The organism is Nocardiopsis sp. NPDC006832, from assembly GCF_040635885.1.
Classification (GTDB): domain Bacteria; phylum Actinomycetota; class Actinomycetes; order Streptosporangiales; family Streptosporangiaceae; genus Nocardiopsis.
The window spans coordinates 1-24435 of the sequence record NZ_JBEYLC010000054.1 but is presented as its reverse complement, the minus strand read 5'-3'; the positions used below and the strand labels follow the sequence as shown (position 1 = coordinate 24435).

Below are 24435 nucleotides of genomic sequence, written 5' to 3'. Positions count from 1 at the left end.
TCCGCAACCTCCCAGGAAGAGAAGTGACGCACGTGTTCCGCCGCGCATCCTCCGTTCTCCTCGCTCTCACCCTGTCCCTGGTCCCCCTCTCCGTGACCGGCTCCGCCTCCGCCGAACCCGCCCCCTACCGCGGTTCCGTCGAGGGTCGGTACACCGGGGTCGCCGAACACGGGCACGCCGTAACCATGGCGGGCGAGCCCTACACCACCACCGCGACCTTCAACGTCCACCTGGAGGAGAGCGACCAGCGGCTCACCACCTACTGCATCGACGTGCGCACCGGGCTGGTCGAGGACGCCTGGTACCGCGAGGACCAGTGGGAGAACTACCCGGGACGGGGCGACTTCACCGATCCCGGCAAGGTGCACTGGATCCTGAAGAACTCCTATCCGGTGGTGGACGTGGAGGATCTCCAGGAGGAGGCGGAGATGGCCAGGCTCACCGAGTCCGAGGCGCTCACCGCCACCCAGGCGGCCATCTGGCACTTCAGCAACGGCGTGGACCTGGACCGGGTCGAGCAGGGCCCCCAACTGGACACCAACGTCAACGCCGGAAACGTCACACACCTGTACCGGCACCTGATCGACAACGCCGAGGAACTTCCGAACGAGCCGGCCTCGCCGCTCACCGTCAGCCCCGACGCGGACTCCGGACTGGCCGGGGACACCATCGGCGAGTTCACCGTGGAGACCAGTGGGGAGAGCATCCCGGTCGGTGTGGAGGGACCCGACGGGGTCGAGGTGGTGGACGCCGACAGCGGCGACACCATCGAGGAGGTGTCCGACGGTGACGTGGTGGCATTCTCCGTGCCCGCGGACGCCGAAGCGGGCGAGGCCACGCTGGTCCTGGAGACGACCGCGGCGGTGGAGACCGGTCGCCTGTTCAAGGGCGAGGACTCCGAAGAGCCCACCCAGACGCTCATCTCCGCCGAGGACAGCGAGATCGTCATCGGTGACACCGCCACCATCGCGTGGGACGCCGCGGGCGGCACCCCGCCGGAGGTGGAGGCCACCACCGAAGCCGACCCGTCGCCGGTGGCCGACCAGGCCGCCACACCCACCTCCGGCGGTCTGGCCTTCACCGGCAACGCCGTGATCGCCCTGGTCGCCGCGGCCCTGGTCGCGATCGCCGCCGGCACGGGCGTGATGTATCTGACCCGCCGCCGCAGGGCGCAGGCCGGCGAGTAACCCACCCGGCCCCGAACAGCCCGAAGGCCCCGCACCCGTGAACGGGTGCGGGGCCTTCGTGATGCCGAACCGGCCGCTAGGCGACCGCGTAGGGGCTGCGGGCGATCAGGGAACCGTCCCGGTCGGTCAGGGCGCGCTCGACGGCGGCCGCGACCCGGTAGGTACGGTCGTCGGCCAGCGGCGGCGCCATGATCTGGAAGCCGACCGGCAGGCCGTCCTCCGGAGCCAGGCCGCACGGCACCGACAGCGACGCGTTCCCGGCCAGGTTGGACGGGATCGTGCACAGGTCGGCCAGGTACATCGCCATCGGGTCCTCGGCGCGCTCACCAAGCGGGAAGGCCGTGGTGGGCGTGGTCGGCGAGACCAGCACGTCCACCTTCTCGAAAGCGGCCTCGAAGTCGCGCTTGATGAGCGTGCGGACCTGCTGGGCGCTGCCGTAGAAGGCGTCGTAGTAGCCGCTGGACAGCGCGTAGGTGCCGAGCATGATCCGGCGCTTGACCTCCGGACCGAAGCCCTGGGCGCGGGTCAGCGACATGACCTCCTCGGCGCTGCGCGTACCGTCGTCGCCCACCCGCAGGCCGTACCGCATGGCGTCGAAACGGGCCAGGTTGGAGGAGGCCTCGCTGGGCGCGATGAGGTAGTAGGCGCTCAGGGCGGCGTCGAAGCTGGGGCAGGACACCTCGACGACCTTGGCACCCAGGGACTCCAGCAGCTCCACGGTCTCGCGGAAGCGCCGGCGCACACCCGGCTGGAAGCCGTCGTTGTCCAGTTCCTTGACCACGCCGACGGTCAGGCCCTCGACGTCGCCGTTACGGGCGGCCTCGACCACCTGCGGCACCGCGGCCTCGATGGAAGTGGAGTCGCGCGGGTCGTGTCCGGAGAACGCCTCGTGGAGCAGGGCGGCGTCCAGCACGTTGCGCGCGAACGGGCCCGGGGTGTCCAGGGAGGAGGCGAAGGCGATCATCCCGTAGCGGGAGGAACCGCCGTAGGTGGGCTTGCCACCGACCAGACCGCACACGGCGGCGGGCTGGCGGATGGAACCACCGGTGTCGGTTCCGGTGGCCAGGGGGGCCTCGAACGCGGCCACGGCAGCCGAGGAACCACCGGAGGAACCGCCCGGGACGCGATCGGTGTCCCACGGGTTGCGGGTGAGCTGGTAGGCGGAGTTCTCCGTGGAGGAGCCCATGGCGAACTCGTCCATGTTGGTCTTGCCCAGGATGACCATCCCGGCCTCGCGCAGGCGCGCGGTGACCGTGGCGTCGTAGGGCGGCTGCCAACCTTCGAGGATCTTGGAGGCCGCGGTGGTGGGCATGTCCTGGGTGGTGAACACGTCCTTGTGCGCGATCGGCACACCCGCGAGGGGGCCCTGTTCGGTGCCCTGGGCACGCTTGGCGTCCACCGCGCGGGCCTGTTCCAGCGCGGCTTCGCGGCCCACGTGCAGGAAGGCGCCGATGTCGCCGTCGACCTTCTCGATCCGGTCGAGGTAGGCGGTGGTGGCCTCCACCGAGGAGACCTCTCCCGCCTTGATCGCGGCACCGAGTTCGGCGGCACTGAGACGAATGACGTCGCTCATCTACTCTTCCTCCCCAAGGATCCGCGGGACCCGGAAGCGCTGGTCCTCCACCGCGGGGGCTCCGGCCAGGGCCTGCTCGGGAGTGAGGCCGTTCCTGGCCTCGTCGGGGCGGTAGACGTTGGTCAGCGGCAGGGCGTGCGAGCTCGGCGGGATGTCGCCCTGGGCGACCTCCTGCACCTTGGCCACGGCGGTGAGGATGTCACCGAGCTGGGCGGCGAGCGTTTCGAGCTCGCCCTCGTCGAGCGCCAGCCGTGACAACCGGGCGAGGTGCGCGACCTCATCGCGGGTGATGGCGGTCATCAGTTGAGAACCGTTTCTTCGGCGGACGGGTGATCAGCACAATCCTATTGGCCCCCGCCCGTGTCACGGTCCCGTTCCCCGTCACCTGAGTCCCATGACACCCGGTTCACCGTCGGCCGTGTAGGAGACCGCCACCGCACCGGGAACGTCCAGCGCCCGGTGCACACTCAGCCCCTCCGCCTTGTCCCACACGAAGGTGGAGTCCCCGTCGAACCCGTCAAACCGTCCGAACCCCTCGGAAGCGGAGGCGTCCTCCGTCCATTCGTTCAGGTAGAGCACTCCGTCCTCCAGCCCGACCCTGACTCCCTCGGCCCTGGTCTCCGGTTCCAGAGTGCGCTCGTTCGCGCCGGATCGGTCCCGGACCAGGTATTCACCGGCCTCGGTGTCCCAGAGGCCCAACCGGGATCCCTCAGGTGAGACCCACAGCAGATTTTGCGCATCCGAATATGTCACCTCTCCCGTATCGATATCGAGCAGCGAAATTCCCAGATCATGGGATTCGGGGTAATTGACATATATAAGCCCACCTGGACGTGAACTGATGGTGCGCTCCAGGGAGTCGATGGGCATCCGCCCGATAGTGTGTTCGAAGCGCCAGAGCTCCTCCCCCGTCTCGGGGGAAAGCCCTACCAGCTCCGATGTGAAATCCCACCCTACTGTCCAGGCCACGGTCTCCTCGTCCTCAGGATGTTCGAAGCAGGTAGTGGCGGCCACCACAACATCCTTCCTCACCGTCAAGTCATCCACCTGGCCCACATCGGAACAGTTCGGCACGTTCGACACGGACCACAGTCGTTCCCCGGTTGACAGGTCATAAGAGCTGGCCGAGTCCTCCCAACGAACAATCCAGGTGTCATCGGTGATGCCGGCCATGGCAGGACGCAAATGACCGAAAGAAGAATCATGGGTATAATCGATACCCGTCAAGTCTTGCGTGTACTCATATGCAATCCTCCCCGCATCGCTCTCAAAGAGCACTACCCGTGACTCCTCTTGGTCGTAAAGGACGACATACTCACCCCCACTCGCGACATTTCCAATGAACTCCCGGCTTCGATCATGGTAAGACCAGAGCTCCTCGCCCGTTTCACCGGATAGAGCGACGACACCAGTCTCGAAAAGAACCACGACTCCCTGATCTATCCTGCGGACGACCAGACTATCTGCACCCCGGGGAGGCTCCCAGGTCCAGGCGACCTCACTAATCGAATCCCTGAACTCTGGAGACTCCCCCGGCTCATGGATACTGTGGGAGGGACCAAGAACAGAACACCCGCACATAATAGCCAACACGACCAGAAAAGAGGTATAATTTAATATAAGTCGCCCGAGATGCTCGCAAAGGCGACTCCAGGGAGGATTATTCATCTTCCTCTTTCACCCTTTCTCCAGTTTCATCCACGATATGCTCTTCCCATTTCGACGCCGTACGATCAAAGGCGTTAATAAAATTCTCAACGGCGTCCCTGGTGTCACTTTCGCCGTCGGGCCAATCTCTTTGATCAATTTTATGATAATAGTCAGAAAGAGCACTTTCAGATCCAGAAATCTCCCAATCGACATGATCAGGCGGGATATAAAGATTTCCAGACCCATCCTTCTTCGCAATACCATTTTCTTCGAGCACTGACATGAGCTCTGGATCCTGCTCCGCCGCAACACCAAGGGCGTACCCCATCATGCGTTCGGATTCCACCCACTCACCGTTCACTCCCACATGGGGTTTCCCCGACTCGTCAGAGACCGCAAACGCCTCACCCGCAATAGCCTTGCCGATCTCCACGATCAATCCGGAGGCTCCCTTATCGCCGGCGGCGCCGCCAATAAGGTTGATAGCGGCAGTGTTTACCTTGTTGCGATATTCGGCAAACTCTTGGTCATTCGCCTCACGCATTGTGCTCTCGTTCAACAAAGCAACCTCAACTAGCGCCTGGAGACCCGCAGCAGAGTGAGCCGGTCCGTGTTCCCTCTCCCCGGTGTTGGTTGCATACTCCTCCATAGCTTCAGCCGTGGTGAGCAGAGATTCTCCGTATATCTTGGCCGCCGCATCAGGATCTCCCACCGCGAACCGAGTAAAAGCCATCCGAGCTTCATCGGTAATTTCAAGCCCCTCACCTAAACCGATTTCAACGTTGCCTGGAATCCCATCAGTATTGGCAAAATCATCCTGGAAAGCGATGAATATATCGGCAAAACTATCTGCCAATTCTGAATTCAGATGACTGGCCGAGACATTATGCCAAGTGACATCGCCATCGTCTACGTGGCTTCCCGTGTTGAACAAAGAATCTTGGAATCCACTGTCCACCATAAGTTCCATCAAGGCCAGCAGGGCTGTTTCACGATGCTCATCTTCGGTGTCATTATCACCGGCCGCAGGGCCATCTGATATCCAATCGGTGATTTTGCGGACCGCCGCCCCATCGTCCCCCCAATCATGGGTGTACAGGTGCACTAGCGCATTTTCTCGGTTGCTATCCGCATTTGGCCCACCCCAAGGAAGAGGGACATCCACCCCTTCCGGGTACTCTCCTGTGAGCAATGCATAGTTCGCATCATCATTGCGTGTAGCCACTTCCAGGAGTATGGACATAGCGTTGTCATCAGTCGCGCCTTGGCCCGGCAGATGAATAATACGATCCACTTCTTTGGAAACAGTATCTATCAAACGAGTGGAGAACTCCGCACCAGCTTCCAATGTTTCATCAGCATGAACAAACAATTCACCCAACCCCGCAGCCTGATCCCGCCAGTTCTGAAGGATATTTCCGGCACCACGTCCAGTTTGGTCAGTGCTGAAATCCGGCCCTTCAAGAACATCTTGGACGCTTGCAGGAACGGAATCGTAACCACCTCCGACAGCCTCATCAGAAAGCACAAGAAGCCCGTCACCCAAGGCGCCAAGAGCATTTTCTCTTTGCGAGTCACTCAGATGCTCACCATCGAGCTTCCCAGGAAGTTCGACCACCCCTCCTTCAACCTCTTCATCCAGGGCATCATAGAATTCCTCTAGATATTCGAGTTCATAACCCCGAGGCTGGCCTCCATTGCGTTTTGCATCTCCAGCAAGAGCAGTGAGAGCGGCCAATTGCTCCAAAAGCCGGTAGTACTCATCATCAAGCTCTTTTTCCCCGGTCAGATAATCAGCCATGTTCTCAGCGTCCCTCGTTCCAGTATCGAACGTGGACGGGTAGTACATGATCTGCCGAGTAGCATTGTACGCCGCAAACCCTAGAACCCCGGCGTCGACCAGTTCCCGAAGATTGGACACGGTGGGTCCACCCTTCAGGTTTTCAGAGTTGTCCTCCGCTTCTCCTTCCAGAGTTTCCCAGTGGCCCTGTGCTCGGTCATTGAGGACACCTGCCAACGCTCTACGCGCTTCGATCCCACCAGCATCGTCCTCTGGAAAACCGAAGTTATTACCAACCGCCGTATCCCATTCTTCCTGAAGGGAAGCAATCCGTGACTGGTAGCGTTCGACGTCACCACTCCATTTACTTACCACCCCCCAAACGTGCCAGCAGGAGGTCAAAGCCGATGTCCACGCCGAATGATTTTCGTTCGCGGTGGACATGAGATTCTCTGCGATCAGATCGGAGAACTCTAGCGCGGCGTCCGTGAACAGTGACTCCAGATCTCCGCTTTTTCCGGTAATCCGCCCGACGATCTCCATCATGTCGTCGGCGGCTTGGTCGAGTTTTGCGGTGTCGATATCGCAAGGAGTGGGGGAAAAATACACGACTTTCCTGGTTTCCGAGACGGATAATAATGAAAATAATACGGTTATCGGAAGTTGACAGGACGCGCCATCGGCGCATCCGCCGAGTTATAGACCTCTGATGCCTGGCCATCGGTATTCGCCGTTTCGGATGCACCACCCTGAACGTTCTCTGCTAGCGAAACCCCGTGGTTCTCAACTCTGGCTATAGCCTCGGCCTGTTCCTCCCCGTACTCCGACCAACCACCGACCCTCGGATCATCGGCACAGGCAGCCGAAGCCGAAGACAGGACACCGTTGAAGTCATCGTGCAGGCCGTTGAACGCAGACGCGTACTCTTCGGCCGCGGCACCCGCTCCATAGGCGTCTTGAACGTTGACACCCACTTCATGCAAGGGCATAGGGAAATATCCTCTGTCATGACCGACCAAATGGGACGCGGTTCAAGTTAGCATCGGCACACCCTTCGTGATCATGGCCCCCGCCACGATCACCGCGAGCCGGAAACCCAAGTCCCTCGTGAACTGCGGTTCCATTCGGAATCGGGCGCCCTGGCCACAACCGGTCAGGCCGTCACTGGGGTCCGGTGGGGGTCGGGGTGGTGTGGGCGGTCCACCAGGGCAGCACGTCGCGGGGGTGCATGGGTTCGGCGAAGTGGTGGCCCTGGGCGGAGTGGCAACCGGCCTCCAGGGCGGCCTCGGCCAACTCCGCGCTGCTCACGCCCTCGGCGGTGGCCCGCATGCCCAGGGCCCGGACCAGGGTGATGGCGGCGCGCACCACGGTGTATCCCCGAGACGTCTCCTCGGCCAGGCGCGTGGTGAACGACTCGTGGATCTTCACCTCGTCCAGGGGCAGTCCCGCGAGCTGGGCGAGGGTGAAGTGTCCGGTGCCGAAGTCGTCCAGGGCCAACCCCACGCCGAGTTCCCGGAGCCGCTCCACGGCCTCGGTGGCGGCCTCCGGGTCGTTGATGAGGGACTGTTCAGCGATCTCCAGGACCAGGCGTCGGGCGGGCACCCCGTATTCGCGCAGGGCCGCGGCGACGGTGTCGGGCAGCTCGGGGTCGAGGAGTTCGCGCACGCCCAGGTTGACCGAGACCGGCAGGGTGAGGCCCTCGGCGTGCCAGTCGGCCGCGCGGGCCAGGGTGATGTCCAGGACCTGGGCGGAGAAGGCCCTGAACAGGTTGGAGTGTTCGACGATCGGCAGGAACTCGTCGGGGGCGAGCAGCCCCTGGGAGGGGTGTCGCCACCGCGCCAGGGCCTCCAGTCCGACGGCGCGACCGTCGGCCAACCCGATCTTGGGCTGGTAACGCATCTCCAGGGCGCCGTCGACCAGCCCGCGTCGAAGCTCGCTGTACATGCTCAGCCGGGCGGTGGAATTACGATCCTTGCCCGGGTCGTAGGACTCCACCCCGGTGCGGTCGGTCTTGGCGACGTACATGGCGACGTCGGCGCGCTGCATGAGCGACTCGAAGTCGGGTGCGTCGTCCGGGTAGAGGGCGATGCCGGTGCTGACCTGTAGGTCGAAGTCCATGCCCTCCAGGCGCACCGGTTCGGCGAGGGCGCCGCGCAGTCGCAGGGCCACCTCGCGGGCGGACTCGGTGTCGCGGACCTTGGGCAGCAGGATCGCGAACTCGTCGCCGCCCAGCCGGGACACCAGGTCGTTGGGCCGCACGCTGTGGGTGAGTCGTTGCGCCAGGGTCTGCAGCAGCCGGTCCCCGGTGGGGTGGCCGAGGGTGTCGTTGACCTCCTTGAACCTGTCCAGGTCCAGGATGAGCAGGCCCACCCTGGTGCCCTCCTGGTGCGCGCGGACGATCTCGCGGCGCGACCGGACGGTGAGGAGCTTGCGGTTGGCCAGCCCGGTGAGTTCGTCGTGGTTGGCCTGGTGGTCGCGTTTCACCAGCAGCAGGGCGCTGGTGTAGAGGGCTCCGAGCGGGAACGCGAACAGCGGCACGTAAAGCACCGAGTGGGTCATGGCGATGACGATCAGCGGGGCCAGGCTGAGCAGCACCCCGTTGACGTAGATCTGCTGGCGCAGTCCCTTGAACATGACCTGGCGCAGCGGCACGCGTTCGTGCATGGCCACGGCGCACAGCACCAGGATGCGGTTGACCACGAAGGAGGCCGCGCCGGCCAGGGCGATGACGACGATCTCGCCGCCCACCGGTACCCACGGGGTGGTGACGAGCTCGGGCATGACCAGGCGTAGGACGGCGTCGGCCACGCCCAGGGTCAGCACGTACTGGGCGGCGTTGAAGGCGGTGCGATGCGGGGCGTGGGCGCGGGCCACACCCGCGACGATCGTGGCGGAGCACTGGACGATCGCGGCGATGGGCAGCCCGTAGAAGATGACGAGCGCGAAGGTGAAGGGCAGCGAGGTGGGCGCGCCGGAGCCCGGGGACTGTCCGGGCATGGCGATGGGTCTGAGTTCGCCCAGCACCACCATGCACAACATGACCCAGACCAGGGGTTCCCGGCTGAGCAGGATGAGCTGTTCCATGCCGAGTTCGAGACTGGAGACGCCCAAGAGCAGGGCCCCGGCGGCGGTGGTTCCCGCCATGTAGAGCCACAGCGGGGTACCGGCGCGGGGCCCGACGTCCCGGGTAGCGATGGGGTCCTTCATCCGTGTCCTCGAACCTCATGACCGTAATCCGAGATACGGGCGGGTCCGTATCCGGTGCGTTGGCGCCCAGCTTACGCGGTTTCGTCACCAACTGTCGCATGACAGGAACTATGCGTTAACCAATTTGTTGGTCACTCCCAACAGAAGGAAACGGGCGGGGTGTGCCCGCCCGTTTCTCGTCACGCCCTGACCAGGGGATTCACTCCCCCGCGTCCTCCTCGGGTTCCTCCTGCGGGTTGATCCGCACGCTCTCGGCGGCCTCCACTCCCTGTTCCAGCAGGGTCCGGAACCCCGCCTCGTCCAGGACCGGAACACCCAACTTCACGGCCTTGTCGTACTTGGAACCGGGGGCGTCGCCCACCACCACGAACGAGGTCTTCTTGGACACCGAGCTCGTGGCCCGGCCGCCCTCCTCGGCGATGGACTCCTTGGCGCCATCGCGGGTGAAGCCCTCCAGGGAACCGGTGACCACCACCGACACCCCCTCCAGCAACCGCGAACCAGGGGCCTGCCCCTCGTCCTCCATGCGCACGCCCGCGTCCGCCCACTTGCGGACGATCTCGGCGTGCCAGTCCACCTCGAACCACTCGCGCACCGACTTGGCGATCGTCGGTCCGATACCGTCCACCGCGGCCAATTCCTCCTCGGAGGCCTGACGGATGGCGTCCATCGACCGGAAGTGCCGGGCCAGGTCCTCGGCCGCGCGCGGGCCCACGTGCCGGATGGACAGGGAGACCAGGATCCGCCACAGCGGCTTCTTCTTGGCCTCCTCCAGCTGGTCGAAGAGCTTCTCCACGGTCTTCTTCGGCTCGCCCTTGAGGTTGGCGAAGAAGGAGACGACCTTGGGGTCCCCGGTCTTGGGATCGGTCTTGGGCTCGGTGGTGTCCGGATCCAGCACGTAGGTGCGGATCGGCAACAGCCGGTCGACGGTGAGGTCGAACAGGTCGCCCTCGTCCTTGAGCGCCGGGTCGGCCGGCTCCACCGGCTGCGTGAGCGCGGTGGCGGCCACGTACCCCAGCGCCTCGATGTCCAGGGCCTTGCGACCGGCGATGAAGGCGATGCGCTCACGGAGCTGCCCTGGGCAGGAACGGGCGTTGGGGCAGCGCAGGTCGACGTCGCCCTCCTTCTGCTGCCCCAGCCTCGTGCCGCACTCGGGGCACTCCTTGGGCATGACGAACTCGCGCTCGGTGCCGTCGCGGCGCTCGGTCACCGGGCCGACGATCTCCGGAATGACGTCGCCCGCCTTGCGCAACACCACGGTGTCACCGATCAGCACGGCCTTGCGGGCCACCTCCTGGGCGTTGTGCAGGGTCGCGAACTCCACCTCCGAACCCGCGACCAACACCGGTTCCATCACCCCGTACGGGGTGACCCGGCCGGTGCGACCCACGCCCACCTTGATGTCGACCAGCTTGGTGGTGACCTCCTCCGGCGGGTACTTGTAGGCGATGGCCCAGCGTGGCGCCCGACTGGTGGAACCGAGCCGACGCTGCAACCCGAAGTCGTCCACCTTGACGACGATGCCGTCGATCTCGTAGGCGGGATCGTGCCGGTGTTCCTGGTAGTGGCCCACGTACTCGCGGACCTCGTCCATGGTGGCCACCACCTTGTACCGGTCACTGAGCGGCAGCCCCCACTCGCCGAGCAGGGTGTAGGTCTTCGACTGGCTGGTGAGCTTCACCTCCTGCGGCGCGCTCTCCGGGGAGTCGACGCCCCAGCCACCCTCCGCCTCGCTGTACCCGGCGGGGACGTACGCGCCCACACCGTGCACGATCATCGACAGCGGTCGGGTCGCGGTCACCCGCGGGTCCTTCTGCCGCAGCGACCCGGCGGCGGCGTTGCGCGGGTTGGCGAACGGCGCGTGCGAGCCCTCGTCGGCGATGCGCTTGTTGAGCTCGTGGAAGGCCTCCACCGGCAGGAAGACCTCGCCACGCACCTCCAGCAGTTCGGGGGCGGCCCGCACGCTCTCGTCGAGCCGCTCGGGGACCACTCCGATGGTGCGCACGTTCAGGGTGATGTCCTCGCCCACCCGGCCGTCGCCACGAGTGGCGGCCCGTACCAGGCGGCCCTGTTCGTAGACCAGGTCCACGGCCAGCCCGTCGATCTTCAGCTCGCACAGGTAGGCGTCGACCGGGACCTCCGCCGAGGCGCGGTCGGCCCAGGCGTTGAGCTCGTCGGAGTCGAAGGCGTTGCCCAGGCTCTCCATCCGCACCAGGTGCTCGACCGCGGCGAAGTCGACGCTGATGGGCGCCCCCACCTTCTGGGTGGGCGAGTCCTGGGTGATGAGGATCGGGTGGCGGTCCTCGATGTCGCGCAATTCGAGCATGAGCGTGTCGTACTCGGCGTCGGAGATGATGGGGGCACCCATGTAGTACCGGTAGCCGTGGTCGTCCAGCTCACGACACAACTCGGCGTGCCGGGCGCGTACCTCGTCGGGAACAGTGGTGTTGTCGGGCGCGCTCACTGCAGCCTTTCTGGTTGTTCTCGCGGGGGTGTCCGGGGGAGTGCGGGTTCGGGGGAGGCTTACTTACGGGGTTCGTCCCGAAGGACCCTGGCCCCGTCTCTGACGGCCTTGAGGGCCGCTCTGGCGTGCCGGGGCGAGGCGCCCGCCAACCCACAGGCGGGTGTGGTGACCACCGCGCGGGAGAGCAGGTCGGGGGCCAACCCCAGCCGGTTCCAGAGCTCGCGTACGGGATCGACGTTACGCGCGGGGTCGGACATTTCACGGCCGTCCACCGAGGGCACGACGCCGAACATGAAGCCCACTCCGTCCTCCGCCGCGGTGCCGAGCATCTCGTCGTGGGCGCGGTCGATCAGGTGCGCGTCCATGCCGATCGCGCGGGCACCACTGCGCCGCAACAGGTCGACGGGAACCGACGGGGCGCAGCAGTGCGCGGCCGGTACCGCGCCGGCCTCGTCGAGCGCGGCGAACAGGTCGCGCAACGTCGCTTCCACTCGCACCCGGTCCACGGCGGGCAAGAGCCCGAAGCCGCTGGCGGTGGGCAGGGAACCCACCAGCACCGCCGGTAGTGAGGGCTCGTCGACCTGCACGATGATCCGGGCTCCGGGGGCGCGGGTGCGCACGTCCGCGAGGTGGGCGAGGACGCCTTCCAGGTGCGATTCGGCCAGGTCGCGGCAGGCTCCGAGGTCGGAGACCATCCGCTGTCCGTTGCGCAGCTCCATCGACGCCGCCATCGTCCACGGCCCCGCCACCTGGATCTTCAACGGGCCCTCGTAGGTGTGGGCGTGATCGGTGAGGGCGTCCAGGTCGTAGGCCAGGAAGCTGCCGGCGCGGACCAGGTCCCGGCCGGGGGTGTCGGCCACCCGCCATCCGGTGGGTTGTGTCTCCACGGGCAGGTCCACGAGGAGTCCGGCGGTGCGACCGATCATGTCGGCGCCGGCACCCCGCTCGGGGAGTTCGGGCAGGTGTGGAAGGTCCGGGAGTTCACCGAGGACGGTGCGCGTGGCCTCGTCCGGGTCCTCGCCGGGCCAGGATCCGACACCGGTGGCGGACGCGACGGGCCAGGGGTAGGGCTGCTGTTGACTCACGTTGCCCAAGGTTAGAGCAATACGGCCTCAGGCCAGGGTGAGCACGGGGCCGTCGGGGGTGATCTCCAGTGTGCAGGCGGTGAGGTCGTCGACAATGGCGACGGCGCCCAGGCCCTCCAGGTCGGTGGCGTCGTGGGAGGTGGCCACGGCCAGCACGGTGGCTCCGGAGGCCACCCCCGCGCGGATTCCGGCGGGCGCGTCCTCGATGACCAGGCAGCGTTCGACGTCGTGGCCGAGTGCGGCGGCGGCCTTCAGATAGCCCTGGGGGTCGGGTTTGCCGACGCTGACGTCCTCCGCCGCGACCAGGACCTCGGGGAGGGGCAGCCCGGCGGCGGCCAGGCGCTCGCACATCAGCCGGCGCCCACCGGAGGTGACGGCGGCCCAGCGGTCGGCGGGCATGGCCTTGAGGAGTTCGCCGGTGGCGGGCAGGGCCTTGACCGCGTCCACGTCGTCGAGTTCGAGTTCCTCCAGCTCGTCGGTGGCCTCCTCGATCCGCTCGGCGGGCAGGAACATGGCGATCGTGTCCTCGGAGCGTCGCCCATGGGAGACCCTCAGGACCGCTTCGGGGTCGATTCCGTGGGACTCGGCCCACACACGCCAGGTGCGCTCCACCACCGGGGTGGAGTCCACGAGCGTGCCGTCGATGTCGAACAGGATCGCGTCCGTCGAGATGCGCATGGCCCCACCGTACGGGTTCCAGCGAGCCGAGGGGCCGGGATCAGGCCGCCTCGGCGGGCGCCCTCTCCTCGTCGTCGGTGGCCCCACCGTCCCGTTCGCCCTTGTCCCGCTTGCGGCGGTTGCGCAGCACCAGCACCGTGACGGCCACGGTCGCCACGGCGACCACGCCCACGGCGGTCCAGGGCGAGTTGAGGAACAGCACCAGCCAGCCGCCGACCAGCCCGGAGATGACCGTGCCCCACAGCCCGGCCCAGATCAGTCCGCCGATGAGCGTCGCGACGATGTAGACGGGAAAGCGCATGCGCACGGCGCCCGAGGCGAAGTGGATGGCGGTCTGCATTCCCACGGTGAGGAAGCTGAGCGTGACCACGGGCGCGCCATAACGGTCGATGCGCGCCTTGGCGGCGTCCAGCTTGGGGCCCAGGCGTTCGCCGATCCGGCCGCGGCTGACCCCGGCGCCCACTCCCCGACCCAGCAGGTGGGTGGCGGGGGCGCGCAGCATGATCACCACGAGCAGGGTGACGTAGACCACCCAGAAGGGCTGCCCCTCAAGGAACGCGAACTGCGGCATGGAACGACCCCTTCTGACCTTGGCACCACCAACTTTGCATTGCCTTACCTAAGTTCGGCAAGTGGCCAAGGTCGAAAAAACTGCGTTGTTCGTCCCACATCGCCCGATAAGTGAGCGCTCCGTTCAGGCGATGGAGTCCTCCAGGCGCGAGGTGGCGGCGATGGTCGCCGACCCCAGAACCGCGTCACCCTCGTAGACCACCACGGCCTGACCCGAGGCCACTCCCTTGGCGGGCTCGGCCAGCCGAACCACCAGTTCGGGGCCCTCGTCGGCGTCGCGCTGCCACACCGTCGCCGGGTACACCTCGCCGTGCGCACGCAACTGCACGTGGCACTCGGTCGGCTCGGTCAGCGGGCCACCCCCGCTCCAGACCGGCTTGCGGCCCACGATCCCGTCCACCCGCAGCGACTCGCGCGGGCCCACCGTCACCGTGTTGTTCACCGGCTCGATGGACAGCACGTAGCGCGGGTCGGGCGCACCACCCAGCCCCAGGCCCTTGCGCTGACCGATGGTGAAGCCGTGCGAACCCCGGTGGGTGCCGACCACGTTTCCGTCCTCGTCCTGGATCGGCCCCGGCTTCTCCCCCAGGCGCTCGTTGAGGAACCCGGCGGTGTCACCGTCGGCGATGAAGCAGATGTCGTGGCTGTCGGGCTTGTCGGCCACCGACAGTCCGCGCCGCTCCGCCTCCGCGCGCACCTCGTCCTTGGTGCAGTCGCCCAGCGGGAACATCGCGTGCTCCAACTGCTCGGCGTTGAGCACGCCCAGCACGTACGACTGGTCCTTGGCCTCGTCCACGCTGCGCACCAGCCGACCGTCGAGCTTGCGCACGTGGTGACCGGTCGCCACCGCGTCGAAGCCGAGCGCGATCGCGCGGTCCAGCACCGCCTCGAACTTGATCTTCTCGTTGCAGCGCAGACACGGGTTGGGGGTGTTGCCCGACTCGTACTCGGCGACGAAGTCCTGCACCACCTCGCGATCGAACTCCTCCGACATGTCCCACACGTAGAAGGGGATGCCGATGACGTCCGCGGCGCGGCGGGCGTCGTGGGAGTCCTCCACCGTGCAACAGCCTCGTGCGCCGGTGCGGTAGGACTGTGGGTTCTTGGAAAGGGCCAGGTGGACGCCGGTGACGTCGTAGCCCGCCTCGGCCACTCGGGCCGCGGCGACGGCGGAGTCGACCCCGCCGGACATGGCCGCCAGTACACGCAAAGTCATAGTGCCCTCCAGACTATGCGCCCGGAGCAGGCGGAGGTACCCGCCGTGTGCGGGCGGAGGTACTCACCGGGTTCTGCGAAAATCAACACATGGCTCTGTTCCGTCGTCGCCGATCCAACGACTCCACCGATTCCTCCGCCTCGGTCGCCACCGCCGCGGTGGCCGCCTTCTGGGACGCCTGGCCGTCCCTGCGACCGGCGTTGGCCGAGTCCGTTGACTCCGGCACACCCGTCGCCCCAGAGACGTCCGAAAAGGTCTCCGAGCTGGTCCGGGCGATCCATCCGGACATGGACTGGGAGATCGGCAAGGCGCCGGAGCCGCAGGCCGGTGGTCTCGACGACATGGACCTGTCGACCGACATCGACCCCGCCAAGCTGCTGGAGCAGCTCGCCGCGCTCGACGACCCCTCCAGGCTCACCGACGCGCCCGCCTACGCGATGACGCTGCGTCCAGGAGCCACCGAGGACGCGCGGGTGGTCTCCGAGCGCTGGTCCCGTTCGGCGCCCGACGACGCCGAGTGGACGTTCCGCCCGGTCCTTCCCGCCGACCACGACCGGCTCACCGCCACGGTGAACTGGGAAGACCACGAACTCGACCTGTCGCACGTGTCCGTGTCCATGCGCGTGGACCAGGCCAACGGCCGGATCGACGTGGGCGTGTACCACCCCGACAACATGTTCCTGTCGACCGAGACCCGTAGAAGGCTCGCCGACCACGTCACCCTGCTCGCCCTGGGCGAGGACCAGGTGGTGCGCTGGGTGGGGAGGGTCGAGCCCCTGGACGAGCGGCCCCTGGACCCGCTTCCGCCCACCTCCATGCCGTCCGTCGCCAAGCAGATGGGCGACCTGCTCGGCGGCACCGACGGGTGGGTGACCCTGCACGGGCGGCTGCCGTTGCAGGGCGCGGTGGAGATCCTGCTACGCCACCCCGTGACCCGTCGCGAATACCCGGCGCTGTCGCTGTTCGTACAGGTACTGGTGCCCTACACCGACGCCGACTCCGATCGTCTGCCCAAGGACTCCTCCAGCACGGCCCTCGCCGAACTGGAGGCGGGGCTCAAGCAGATCCTCGGCGACGACGGCGCCCTGTTCATGCGACAGTCCGGGGCCGGGCAACGCATGTACATCTACTACCTCGACCCGGAATCCGGCGTGCTGCCCGAGTTCGAGACCGCGTTGATGGACTGGTCCGAGGGGAAGATCCAACTGCGCACGCAGCTCGACCCGAAGTGGTCCCAGTTCGAGCTGGCCCGACGGCCCTACGTGCGCAAACTGGGTCGTTGAGGTTCTGAGCGGCGGAACGGAGGGTCAAGGACGACCCCCCGTTTCACATCTGGCGATCAAGCACCAACAGGCGTAACGTTGCCCTCCCGTCGGGAGGACGGATTCGATGGATGGTGTGCTGCCGAGTGCGCCCACTGGTCGACCACGGATGGCCGCGGTCGGTGCGATCCTCGCTTTGTGCCTGGTGGCGGCTCCGACGATGTCGCTGTTCCCGGTCGGGGTCTGGAACACCTCCCGTGCCCTGTTCCTGAGCGGTGTGGGGACGTGGACCTTCCTGCTCGCCCCGGTCACCGTCGGCGGCATCCTCCTCATGTGGCTGTTGGCCAGACGCTGGCTGATGGGCGCGGGGGTCAACCACACCACTTCGACGGCCGCCCTGGTCGTGGGCACCGCCATGGCCGTGCCCGTGATCCTGGGGCTGCTCGCGCCCTCGTTCTCGCCGCTGCCCGGTGACGTCGCGCTGAACTCCGCCGTGGTGACCGCGCTGGTGACCACGGTGGCCATGGGCGTGTGCATGCTCGCCTTCCGGGTCCGGGGGCCCTGGCAACCGGGCGTGCTTCCGGGCGTGGCAGTGGTGCTGGTGTCGCTGCTCGTGCTGCCCCTGGCCTCCGACCTCATGCGCGACCGGCACTCCGACCGGCGTTCCCTGTCCCAGGTCGAGGGCTTCACGGACCGGATCGCGGTGCTCGACCACCCGGAGTGGTCCCCGATCCACGCGAACGAGGTGCGCGAGGGGCTGCGGGTCACCTACGCCCGGGCCGGCGAGGAGACCGACGACGTGCACGTGATCAGTTGGTCCGAGGAGCTCGTCGATCAGGGCGTGCTCGCCGACTGCGACTTCAGCGGTGTGGAGTGCATGGCGGAAGAGAGGTTGGTCCTCCTGTACCGGGGAGGGCCGACGGTCCCGCGCGGGGGCGTCCCCAGCGAGGTCCGGATCCGACTGTCGGAGGACTTGATCGCCGCGGTCCGGCCGGCCGGTTCCACGAGGGAGTCGACCCTGCGCACGGTGGCGGAATCACTGCGCCTGGAACAGGCGGACGAACGAACCGACCTCGCCCAGAGCATCGTCGGCGGTTGAAGACCGGCCGGGTCGGTCGTCGGCCTTCGGGCCGGCCGGGCGGGACCTGAGCGCGTTCGGTGAGGGTCCGTCCGGGGCGGCGGCGCAGCAGCCAGGACAACCCTTCGGCCGGCACCGGGTACTCGTGGATCACGGTGGCCTGAACCCGATCTCGCGTTAGTGTCGCCCACTATGTGGACAGTCCTCTTCTACGTGAACCCCCTGACCACCACACTCGCGTTGGCCTTGGGACTGGTCGTGGCGTTGTTCCTGGCCGGGCGGCGACCGGCCATGCGGGCGATGACTCTGTGTCTGTCGGCCCTGTACCTACTGGTCTTGACGGCCCCCTTGAGCGGTCTGGGCGCGATCGGTGAATCGGATCGCCATGTCATCTGGGATCCACGGGCGTCCTTCCAGGACATCGGTGTCCCGAAAGGGCCCGAAAATTTCGGAGTGACACTCGATGACGGCCGCGTGATCCACTATTCGCCAACGGAACCGACGACGACCGAGCGGGCCGAAAAAGCCGAGGTGGAAGACCCGGCCTCGGAAGTTCTCCACGTGTATGAAGGCCCGGACGGCGCCCTGGCCGTGATCGATGCCGAGGGCACACCGGTGGAGCCGGAGTCCGAGGCGGAGCGGATCGCCGTGGAGACCATCGAGCGGGAATTGGAGTTCATGGACGCCCAGGTCGCCCGGTACGAGGAAGAGGGACCATGGAGTGTCACCGGTGGCCTCGCCCTCCAGGAACGGGTCCTGAACACGCTGCTGTTCGTGCCGATCGGCATCGCCGCGTTCTTCGCGTTCTCCTCGTGGTCGGCCCGGCTTCTGTTCGGCCCCGCCCTGTCCTCGACCATCGAGACCACCCAGTGGGTTCTCGCCGCGGATCGGTTGCCCGATACCGGTGATCTTCTCGTCAACGGCGTGGGCTCACTCTTCGGCACTCTCTTCGCCCTGACCGCGGTGGGCCTCGTCGAGGTCTTCGACCGCCGCCCCCGGGCCCGGGCCCCCCTTCGGGACGCCTCCACCTCCGATCGGGCGCTGGGCTCGCTCCCACGCGCCGCGTCCCTCCCCTTGCCTCTCGCCCGGTTTCGGTCACGTTTCGAGCACACCGACTCGTCGACCTGGGATGACAAAAACGATGGGATTGACTCCCCTCTGTGATGGGAACTGGATCGACCGAAACCCCTTAACCCTGGGAAGGGTGTGGCCGTTGGCTCCCGGACACAGCGACAAGGGCGGGCCCGTTCCCGTCCCCGAACAGGTCGCGCACTTCCACCGGCGGGAACTCCCCCCACCGCTCGTCGAAGATCAGGTGCTCACGGGACCCGCCGGTGTGGGCAAGACCCAGCTGGCCGCGCACCACGCCCGGGCGCTGCTGACCGACCACCCCGACACCCTCGTGGTGTGGGCCGACGCCACCGACCGGGAGGGCGTGGTCTTCGCCTACTCCCACGCGGCCCGTCGGGTCCTCGACCACTGCCCCGACGACCCCGAGCTCGCCGCCGGCCGATTCCTGTCGTGGCTGTACGACCCTCCCCAAGGCGTGGACCCCCGCTGGTTGGTGGTGTGGGACCACCTGACCGACCCCCGCGACTTCGACGACCTGTGGCCGCCGCTCGGTCACCGACCCCGCACCGACGGCCAGGCCCGGGGGCGCGAGAAGGGGCGGATGATCGTCACCACCCGGCTGCCCACCGAACGTTTCACCCCTCCCGGTCGGCGCCCGGTCGAGGTCTCCTCGTTCACCCGGGCCGAGGCCCGCGCCTACCTGCGCTCCGCCCTCACCGAGGCCGGTGTCGCCCACTCTCCCGCCGAACTCGACGCCCTCGCCGCCGCCCTCGACCACCACCCGCTCTCTCTGGGCCAGGCCGTCGCCTACATGGCGGATCGCCGCACCGCCTGTTCGGACTACCTGGAGCTGCTCGGCGACTCCCGCGACGCCCGCGAACCGGCGCTGGAGCGCGCCGACCGTCACCGTCCGATCGGGGTGGCCCGCCCCCTCATGGGGCTGATCTCGCTACTCGGTCCCCTGGCCACCCCCGAACAGGTGCTCGTGTCCCGACCGTTCCGCAATCACCTGGGGCGCCGCACCTACCCGCCGCGGCGCCTCGCCGAGCACGAGGTCCGGTTGGCGCTGGCCTCCCTGGAACGCCTGCACCTGATCACCCGGGACACCCCACTCGTGATCGCCGCGCACGACCACCCGCGCTCCCGACCGACCATGGAGAGCGTGCGCACGGCCGCCGACGGGCTCATGAAGGTGTGGCCGGACACCTGCCGGGGAGCTTCCCTGGAGTGGCGGCTGTTGTCGAGCACCGACGCACTGCGCTCCCACGCGCCCCCGGGTTCGTTGTGGGACGTGGACCCGCACCCCCTGCTGTTCCGTACCCGTGCCCCCGCTTGGGCCGGTGCCGCGGAGAGCCCGCTCCCCTACCGGGAGATGTTCATGGCGGGTTCCTACCGGGAACTGGAGGAGTCCTACGAGCGGCACCTGGTGATGGAGGGGCCCGATGGGCCGACCGCCCTGCGCGTTCGGCATTCACTGGCCTATTTGCGGGCCTGGGCCGGCGACACGACCGGGGCCATGGTGCGCTTCCGACACCTACTGCACGACCTGCGCCGGTGGCACGGCGCCGACCGGGTGGAGGTGTTCGGTACCCGGGGGAACCTGGCCCTGTGCCGAGCCGACACCGGCGACCTGGCCGGCGCGGTCGCCGAGGCCCGCCGGCTCCTGGAGGACCAACGAGAACATCTGGGACCCGACCACCCGAACACACTCACCACCTTGCACAACCTCGCCCACTGGCGGGGCCGGATCGGAGACCCGCGCGGGGCGGCGGAGGAGTTCCGCCGGCTGGCTCGGACCCGCGCGGAGGTATTGGGCGCCGACCACCCCGTCACGCTGCGCTGTCGGCACGATCTGGCGTTCTGGCGTGCGCGCGCCGGTGAGACCGAAGGAGCGGTGCGCGCCCTGGAGGAGTTGCTGCGGGACCGAGGTCGGGTACTGGGACCTCGGCACCCGGACACCCTGACCACGAGGAGGCGGGTGGAACGCCTACGCCGCGAGGCCAGGATCAAGGCGGAGGTGACACCGAACGGGGGCGCGGGTTCCGAGGACAGTGGGGCCCGTGCCTCCCTGGCCGGGAGTAATGGAGGAAGTCACGAACTCGACCCCAACGACGAACCCACGGGCCCCCAGGCCGCCAGGCACCTCCGCGGCTGACCCCCGGCCCGGCCGAAGCCGAATGGTCTTGCTCCCAGCGCCGATTTCGGTGGAGCAGGCTGTGGGGCGGTTCGGGGGGTTCCGAGGGGTACGGGGGCGGTTCAGGGGGCGCCTGAGGTTCAGAGCCCACCGATTCACGGGGCGGGTGTGGGGTGGGTCGGTGGGGCGCCCGGGCAGCACGAAACCGGCGCTGAGAGCAAGATCGTCGCGGTAGGGGGCAGGAGTGGTCATGGTTCCGGGTGTTCGACCTGATCGATGACCTGGGCGGCCTCGATCTGGTCCGCCTCGGTCACCACCCGGCGCAGGGCCGGCACCGCCATGGCCAGTGAGACCAGCACCAGCACACCCGAGGCGATCGGAACGTAGTACAGCTCCACCCGCCCGAGGAGACCCGCCAGAAGGGCCGCGACCGGGCCGAAGGCGGTGCCGGACACCTGCACGAACGACATCACCCTCCCCAACTGGTGTCCCGGGACGATCAGCTGGATGGCGCCGAGCATCACGATGTTGGACGCGGTGATCACGAAGCCCAGCACGACCCACGCCACCACGGCCGCGTAGGCGTTCGGGGCCAGTCCGAAGCCCAGGAAGCACAGGCCGGTGACGGTGAAGAACACCAGCTCCAAGCGGAACCGGCCCAGCCGAGCCACCATCGCTCCGACCGTGACCGCGCCCAGGAGCGCGCCCACCGCGGATGAACCGAGGAACGCACCGTACAGGGCCGCCGGCACCCCGAAGTGGTTCTGCGCGATCAGCACCATGACGGCGCTCAGCGCGGTGAAGGCGGCGTTGAGCGCCAGGTTGAAAAGCAGGATCGGGCCGAGGGAGCTTCCCCGGAAAACGAAGACGAACCCCTCGCGCAGGTCGACCAGAGCCGAGGGCCGCCCACTGTCTCCGGTCCCGGCCACTCCGGCAGCCCCGTCGGCATTTTGCCCGGGGGCACGACGCACCGCCAAGGGCAACCCGAGCAGGACCAGCGCCCCGAGAACGTAGGCGCCGGCGTTGGCCGCGATGGGAACGAACGCCATGATGGCGAACAGGAACCCGGCTAGCGGCCCGCCCGCGAAGTCCTGGGTGACGGTTCGCCCGCCCTCAATGCGCCCATTGGCCCGGTCGATGGTCCCGGCCGGGGCGAGGTTGGGCATCAGCGCCTTGCCCGCCAGATCGTAGAACACCTCGCAGGTCATGACGGTGAACATGACCGCGTACAGGACCCAGATCGTGGCGTGCCCGGTCGCGACGAGCACGGCCAAGGCCACGAGCGCGATCGACCGTGCCATGTTGGTGCCGATCATCAGCCGCACCCGGTCGACCCGGTCGACGACCACCCCGGCGGCCAGACCGAACAACAGGAAGGGCAGGAAGCGGGCGGCGATCAGCCCGGACACCAGGAGCGGGTCGTTGGTGAACAACGCCGCCACCAGTGGCAGGGCGATGGCCATCATGCCGTCGCCGAGGTTACTGGCCAGACTCCCGAGCCAGAAGCGGTTGAAATCCCGGCCGAGACCGGGTTTACGTGTGGCCTTCTGCAAGGGGTGGCCTTTCGTGGGGGATGGGGGCCGTGCGGCCGGCTTCATCTTGCCCGGCCGGCCCCCTGCCCTCAAGCCCCACTCACGGCTCGTCCTCATTGCCGCGCGCGATCCCCTTGTGGTGTCAGGGACGGCGAGTGGACAGGACGCAGAACTCGTTGTCCTCCGGGTCGGCCATAACGACCCAGCTGAACTCGCTCTGCCCATTGTCTACTCGGCGGGCACCGAGTTCGACCAGACGGCGGACCTCGTCGGCCTGCTCCCGGTCGGTGGGGTTGACGTCGATGTGCAGCCGGTTCTTGACGGACTTGCCCTCGGGCACACGGGCGAAGGTCAGCGCCGGAGGCACCGGCCCCACGCGCTTCTCGTCCTCTGTGGCCGTGGCCGGGCCGATGGCGACGAACGCGCCTTCGTCCTCCACCCCCAGCACCCTGTAGTCCAGGACCGCGCACCAGAAGCGGGCGAGCACCTCCGGCTCCGCGCAGTCGATCGCGAGCTCGCTGAACTTGCTGGCCATGTCGGAACCTCCGGATCGAGCCGTGTGGGTCGGATCGGGTGCAGATCAGATTCTGCTTATACCACGTCCACCTTCCCCCATGTCCACTTTGACGTCCTTTAGAGTCAGCCGGTGGTCTTTCGGTGTGCTCGTATCGTCATTAGGTCAATCCGAGGGCTCATCCTCGCGCATGTCGAGTACCACCGAAGTGACCCACTCGGCGATTTCAATATCGCCATGGCTTCCGGCGACTCGGCCAGATCTGGAATGCTCGGGGGCGCCCAAGGTTCTGTGTCGAAAGTACTCGGTTGACTTATCCACATGCCTTTCGTTCGCGTGGTCGCCGAGGCCCTCACTCACCTGGATGCTTTCCCCAGGAAGGCCCTTGCTAGGGTCGATTCCGTCGAATCCGGGGTCCGAATCTGCTGCTGGCTCGGGTTCTTTTGTGAACTTCTCCGGATCGGGGTTTCGGGCAGGGGAATGCGCGGGAGCCCAGGGGTCCCCCCGAAATCAATGGGATCACGAGAAGAGCCCTCGCACCAGACCACGGTTCACACCTGTGGATAACTCTGCGAAGGGCCACCCGGGGCCCGCACCAACTCGGTAAGAAGGTTCCCGGGCGGAATCCGGTGACCCGGTGCGGGGTGCGGGCGACGGGGCCACCGGGTTTGGGACCTACTCCCGGGGCGGCTCGCGCAACCAGGGCTCGGGCAACGGGGAGCGTTCGACCAGCGCGTCGTTCAACCGTCGCCAGTACCGGCCGGCCTCGGCCAACGCCCGCCAGGCGACCACCACTCCCCCGACCTCGCGCAGCGCCTCGCTCACCGAGTCGTAGCAGTGAGTGGCGTAGTCGTAGGCGATCCCCCGCTCGTCCGGCGGGGCGGACGGCCGCACCATGGAAGCGAGCCAGGTGGAGGGCAGGGGCTCACCGGAACGGATCCGACGATCGAGCTCGGAGAAGAGGCGGTCGGCCCGAGCCAGCGTCCAAGCGGCGTGCGCAGGTCGGCCGGGGTGGTCGAGGAGCCGGCAGATCCCCGCGACCAACTCGTCGGACCGCGTGGTCTTGGAGGTCGAGGCGGTCGGGTGAACGAGTGAGAGCGCGGCGGGCTCGGAGGACTCGGAGAGTCCGGGAACGTCGGTGCTCATGCGCAGCACGCCCTCACGGTCGCCTCGGGCAGATTCTCGGCGTAGCGCCGAACCCGACGGGAGCGGCGGCGGATTTCCGAGGTGAGCTGGTGGGCGTAGCCGTAGGGGGTGGTGTGCAGGCCTCGCGAGGGGTGAGAGAGCCGTATGAGCATGGCGAGTAGGGCCAGTAGGATCTTCATTGTCGTCCTGTCTTAGAGCTCATCTCATTTGGTGAGTCTGCGGAAGCAAATCAATGTGCAGGCGATGCCGGCGAACGCGAGGAAGTGCTCAGCCTTGCGCTCGTAGCGA

At 67.1% G+C, this 24435-nt stretch carries 20 protein-coding genes and 1 pseudogene; 5 read left to right on the top strand and 16 right to left on the bottom strand.

Going from position 1 to position 24435, the window contains the following annotated elements; translation table 11 throughout:
• Positions 1–23 precede the first annotated feature (23 nt).
• Complete coding sequence (locus ABZ717_RS22170) at positions 24–1187, top strand: thioester domain-containing protein (protein ID WP_358513546.1); 1164 nt, start codon at positions 24–26, stop codon at positions 1185–1187.
• Between the two features lie 76 nt (positions 1188–1263).
• Here ABZ717_RS22170 and gatA read toward each other — a convergent pair whose 3' ends face one another.
• The 11 genes from gatA to mnmA form a co-directional block, all read right to left on the bottom strand.
• Positions 1264–2760, bottom strand: coding sequence for an Asp-tRNA(Asn)/Glu-tRNA(Gln) amidotransferase subunit GatA (gatA, locus tag ABZ717_RS22165; protein ID WP_358513544.1), 1497 nt, complete (start codon positions 2758–2760; stop codon positions 1264–1266).
• Complete coding sequence (gene gatC / locus ABZ717_RS22160) at positions 2761–3060, bottom strand: Asp-tRNA(Asn)/Glu-tRNA(Gln) amidotransferase subunit GatC (RefSeq protein ID WP_067602534.1); 300 nt, start codon at positions 3058–3060, stop codon at positions 2761–2763.
• 81 nt (positions 3061–3141) lie between these two features.
• Positions 3142–4188: a PQQ-binding-like beta-propeller repeat protein gene (locus tag ABZ717_RS22155; RefSeq protein WP_358513542.1), complete on the bottom strand. Its 1047-nt coding sequence runs from the start codon at positions 4186–4188 to the stop codon at positions 3142–3144.
• Between the two features lie 232 nt (positions 4189–4420).
• Positions 4421–6799, bottom strand: coding sequence for a hypothetical protein (locus ABZ717_RS22150; protein WP_358513540.1), 2379 nt, complete (start codon positions 6797–6799; stop codon positions 4421–4423).
• Between the two features lie 44 nt (positions 6800–6843).
• Positions 6844–7179, bottom strand: a complete 336-nt coding sequence (locus ABZ717_RS22145; RefSeq protein ID WP_358513538.1) for a hypothetical protein — start codon at positions 7177–7179, stop codon at positions 6844–6846.
• A gap of 172 nt (positions 7180–7351) precedes the next feature.
• Positions 7352–9397, bottom strand: a complete 2046-nt coding sequence (locus ABZ717_RS22140; RefSeq protein WP_358513536.1) for an EAL domain-containing protein — start codon at positions 9395–9397, stop codon at positions 7352–7354.
• Positions 9398–9596: 199 nt separating this feature from the next.
• Entirely contained in the window at positions 9597–11861 is a 2265-nt protein-coding gene (gene ligA / locus ABZ717_RS22135; protein WP_358513534.1) for an NAD-dependent DNA ligase LigA, read from the bottom strand.
• 59 nt (positions 11862–11920) lie between these two features.
• Complete coding sequence (locus tag ABZ717_RS22130) at positions 11921–12955, bottom strand: methionine synthase (protein ID WP_358513532.1); 1035 nt, start codon at positions 12953–12955, stop codon at positions 11921–11923.
• An 18-nt stretch (positions 12956–12973) separates the two neighbouring features.
• Entirely contained in the window at positions 12974–13624 is a 651-nt protein-coding gene (locus ABZ717_RS22125) for an HAD-IA family hydrolase (RefSeq protein WP_358513530.1), read from the bottom strand.
• A gap of 40 nt (positions 13625–13664) precedes the next feature.
• Positions 13665–14195 carry a DedA family protein gene (locus ABZ717_RS22120; RefSeq protein WP_358513528.1) on the bottom strand — a complete coding sequence of 177 codons (531 nt, stop codon included), beginning with the start codon at positions 14193–14195 and terminating at the stop codon, positions 13665–13667.
• Between the two features lie 123 nt (positions 14196–14318).
• Positions 14319–15410, bottom strand: a complete 1092-nt coding sequence (gene mnmA, locus ABZ717_RS22115; RefSeq protein ID WP_358513526.1) for a tRNA 2-thiouridine(34) synthase MnmA — start codon at positions 15408–15410, stop codon at positions 14319–14321.
• A gap of 89 nt (positions 15411–15499) precedes the next feature.
• Between mnmA and ABZ717_RS22110 the strand changes: the two genes are divergently transcribed.
• The 4 genes from ABZ717_RS22110 (at position 15500) to ABZ717_RS22095 (ending at position 20976) form a co-directional block, all read left to right on the top strand.
• Positions 15500–16693: a DUF695 domain-containing protein gene (locus ABZ717_RS22110; RefSeq protein WP_358513524.1), complete on the top strand. Its 1194-nt coding sequence runs from the start codon at positions 15500–15502 to the stop codon at positions 16691–16693.
• 148 nt (positions 16694–16841) lie between these two features.
• A complete protein-coding gene (locus ABZ717_RS22105) occupies positions 16842–17771 on the top strand; it encodes a hypothetical protein (RefSeq protein WP_358513522.1) in 930 nt (309 codons plus the stop codon).
• 171 nt (positions 17772–17942) lie between these two features.
• The gene (locus tag ABZ717_RS22100) at positions 17943–18914 is read left to right on the top strand and encodes a VanZ family protein (RefSeq protein WP_358513520.1); all 972 of its coding nucleotides are present in this window, start codon (positions 17943–17945) and stop codon (positions 18912–18914) included.
• Positions 18915–18963: 49 nt separating this feature from the next.
• Positions 18964–20976 carry a tetratricopeptide repeat protein gene (locus tag ABZ717_RS22095; RefSeq protein WP_358513518.1) on the top strand — a complete coding sequence of 671 codons (2013 nt, stop codon included), beginning with the start codon at positions 18964–18966 and terminating at the stop codon, positions 20974–20976.
• A 227-nt stretch (positions 20977–21203) separates the two neighbouring features.
• Here ABZ717_RS22095 and ABZ717_RS22090 read toward each other — a convergent pair whose 3' ends face one another.
• From ABZ717_RS22090 to ABZ717_RS22070, 5 genes and pseudogenes are all read right to left on the bottom strand, one after another.
• Positions 21204–22508, bottom strand: coding sequence for an MFS transporter (locus ABZ717_RS22090; RefSeq protein ID WP_358513515.1), 1305 nt, complete (start codon positions 22506–22508; stop codon positions 21204–21206).
• Between the two features lie 121 nt (positions 22509–22629).
• A complete protein-coding gene (locus ABZ717_RS22085) occupies positions 22630–23022 on the bottom strand; it encodes a VOC family protein (protein WP_358513513.1) in 393 nt (130 codons plus the stop codon).
• A 654-nt stretch (positions 23023–23676) separates the two neighbouring features.
• A complete protein-coding gene (locus ABZ717_RS22080) occupies positions 23677–24147 on the bottom strand; it encodes a hypothetical protein (protein WP_358513569.1) in 471 nt (156 codons plus the stop codon).
• A complete protein-coding gene (locus ABZ717_RS22075) occupies positions 24144–24326 on the bottom strand; it encodes a hypothetical protein (protein WP_358513511.1) in 183 nt (60 codons plus the stop codon). Before ABZ717_RS22075 ends, ABZ717_RS22080 begins: the two co-directional genes overlap by 4 nt.
• 24 nt (positions 24327–24350) lie before the next feature.
• Positions 24351–24435, bottom strand: a pseudogene (locus ABZ717_RS22070) (IS5/IS1182 family transposase); the annotation flags it as partial.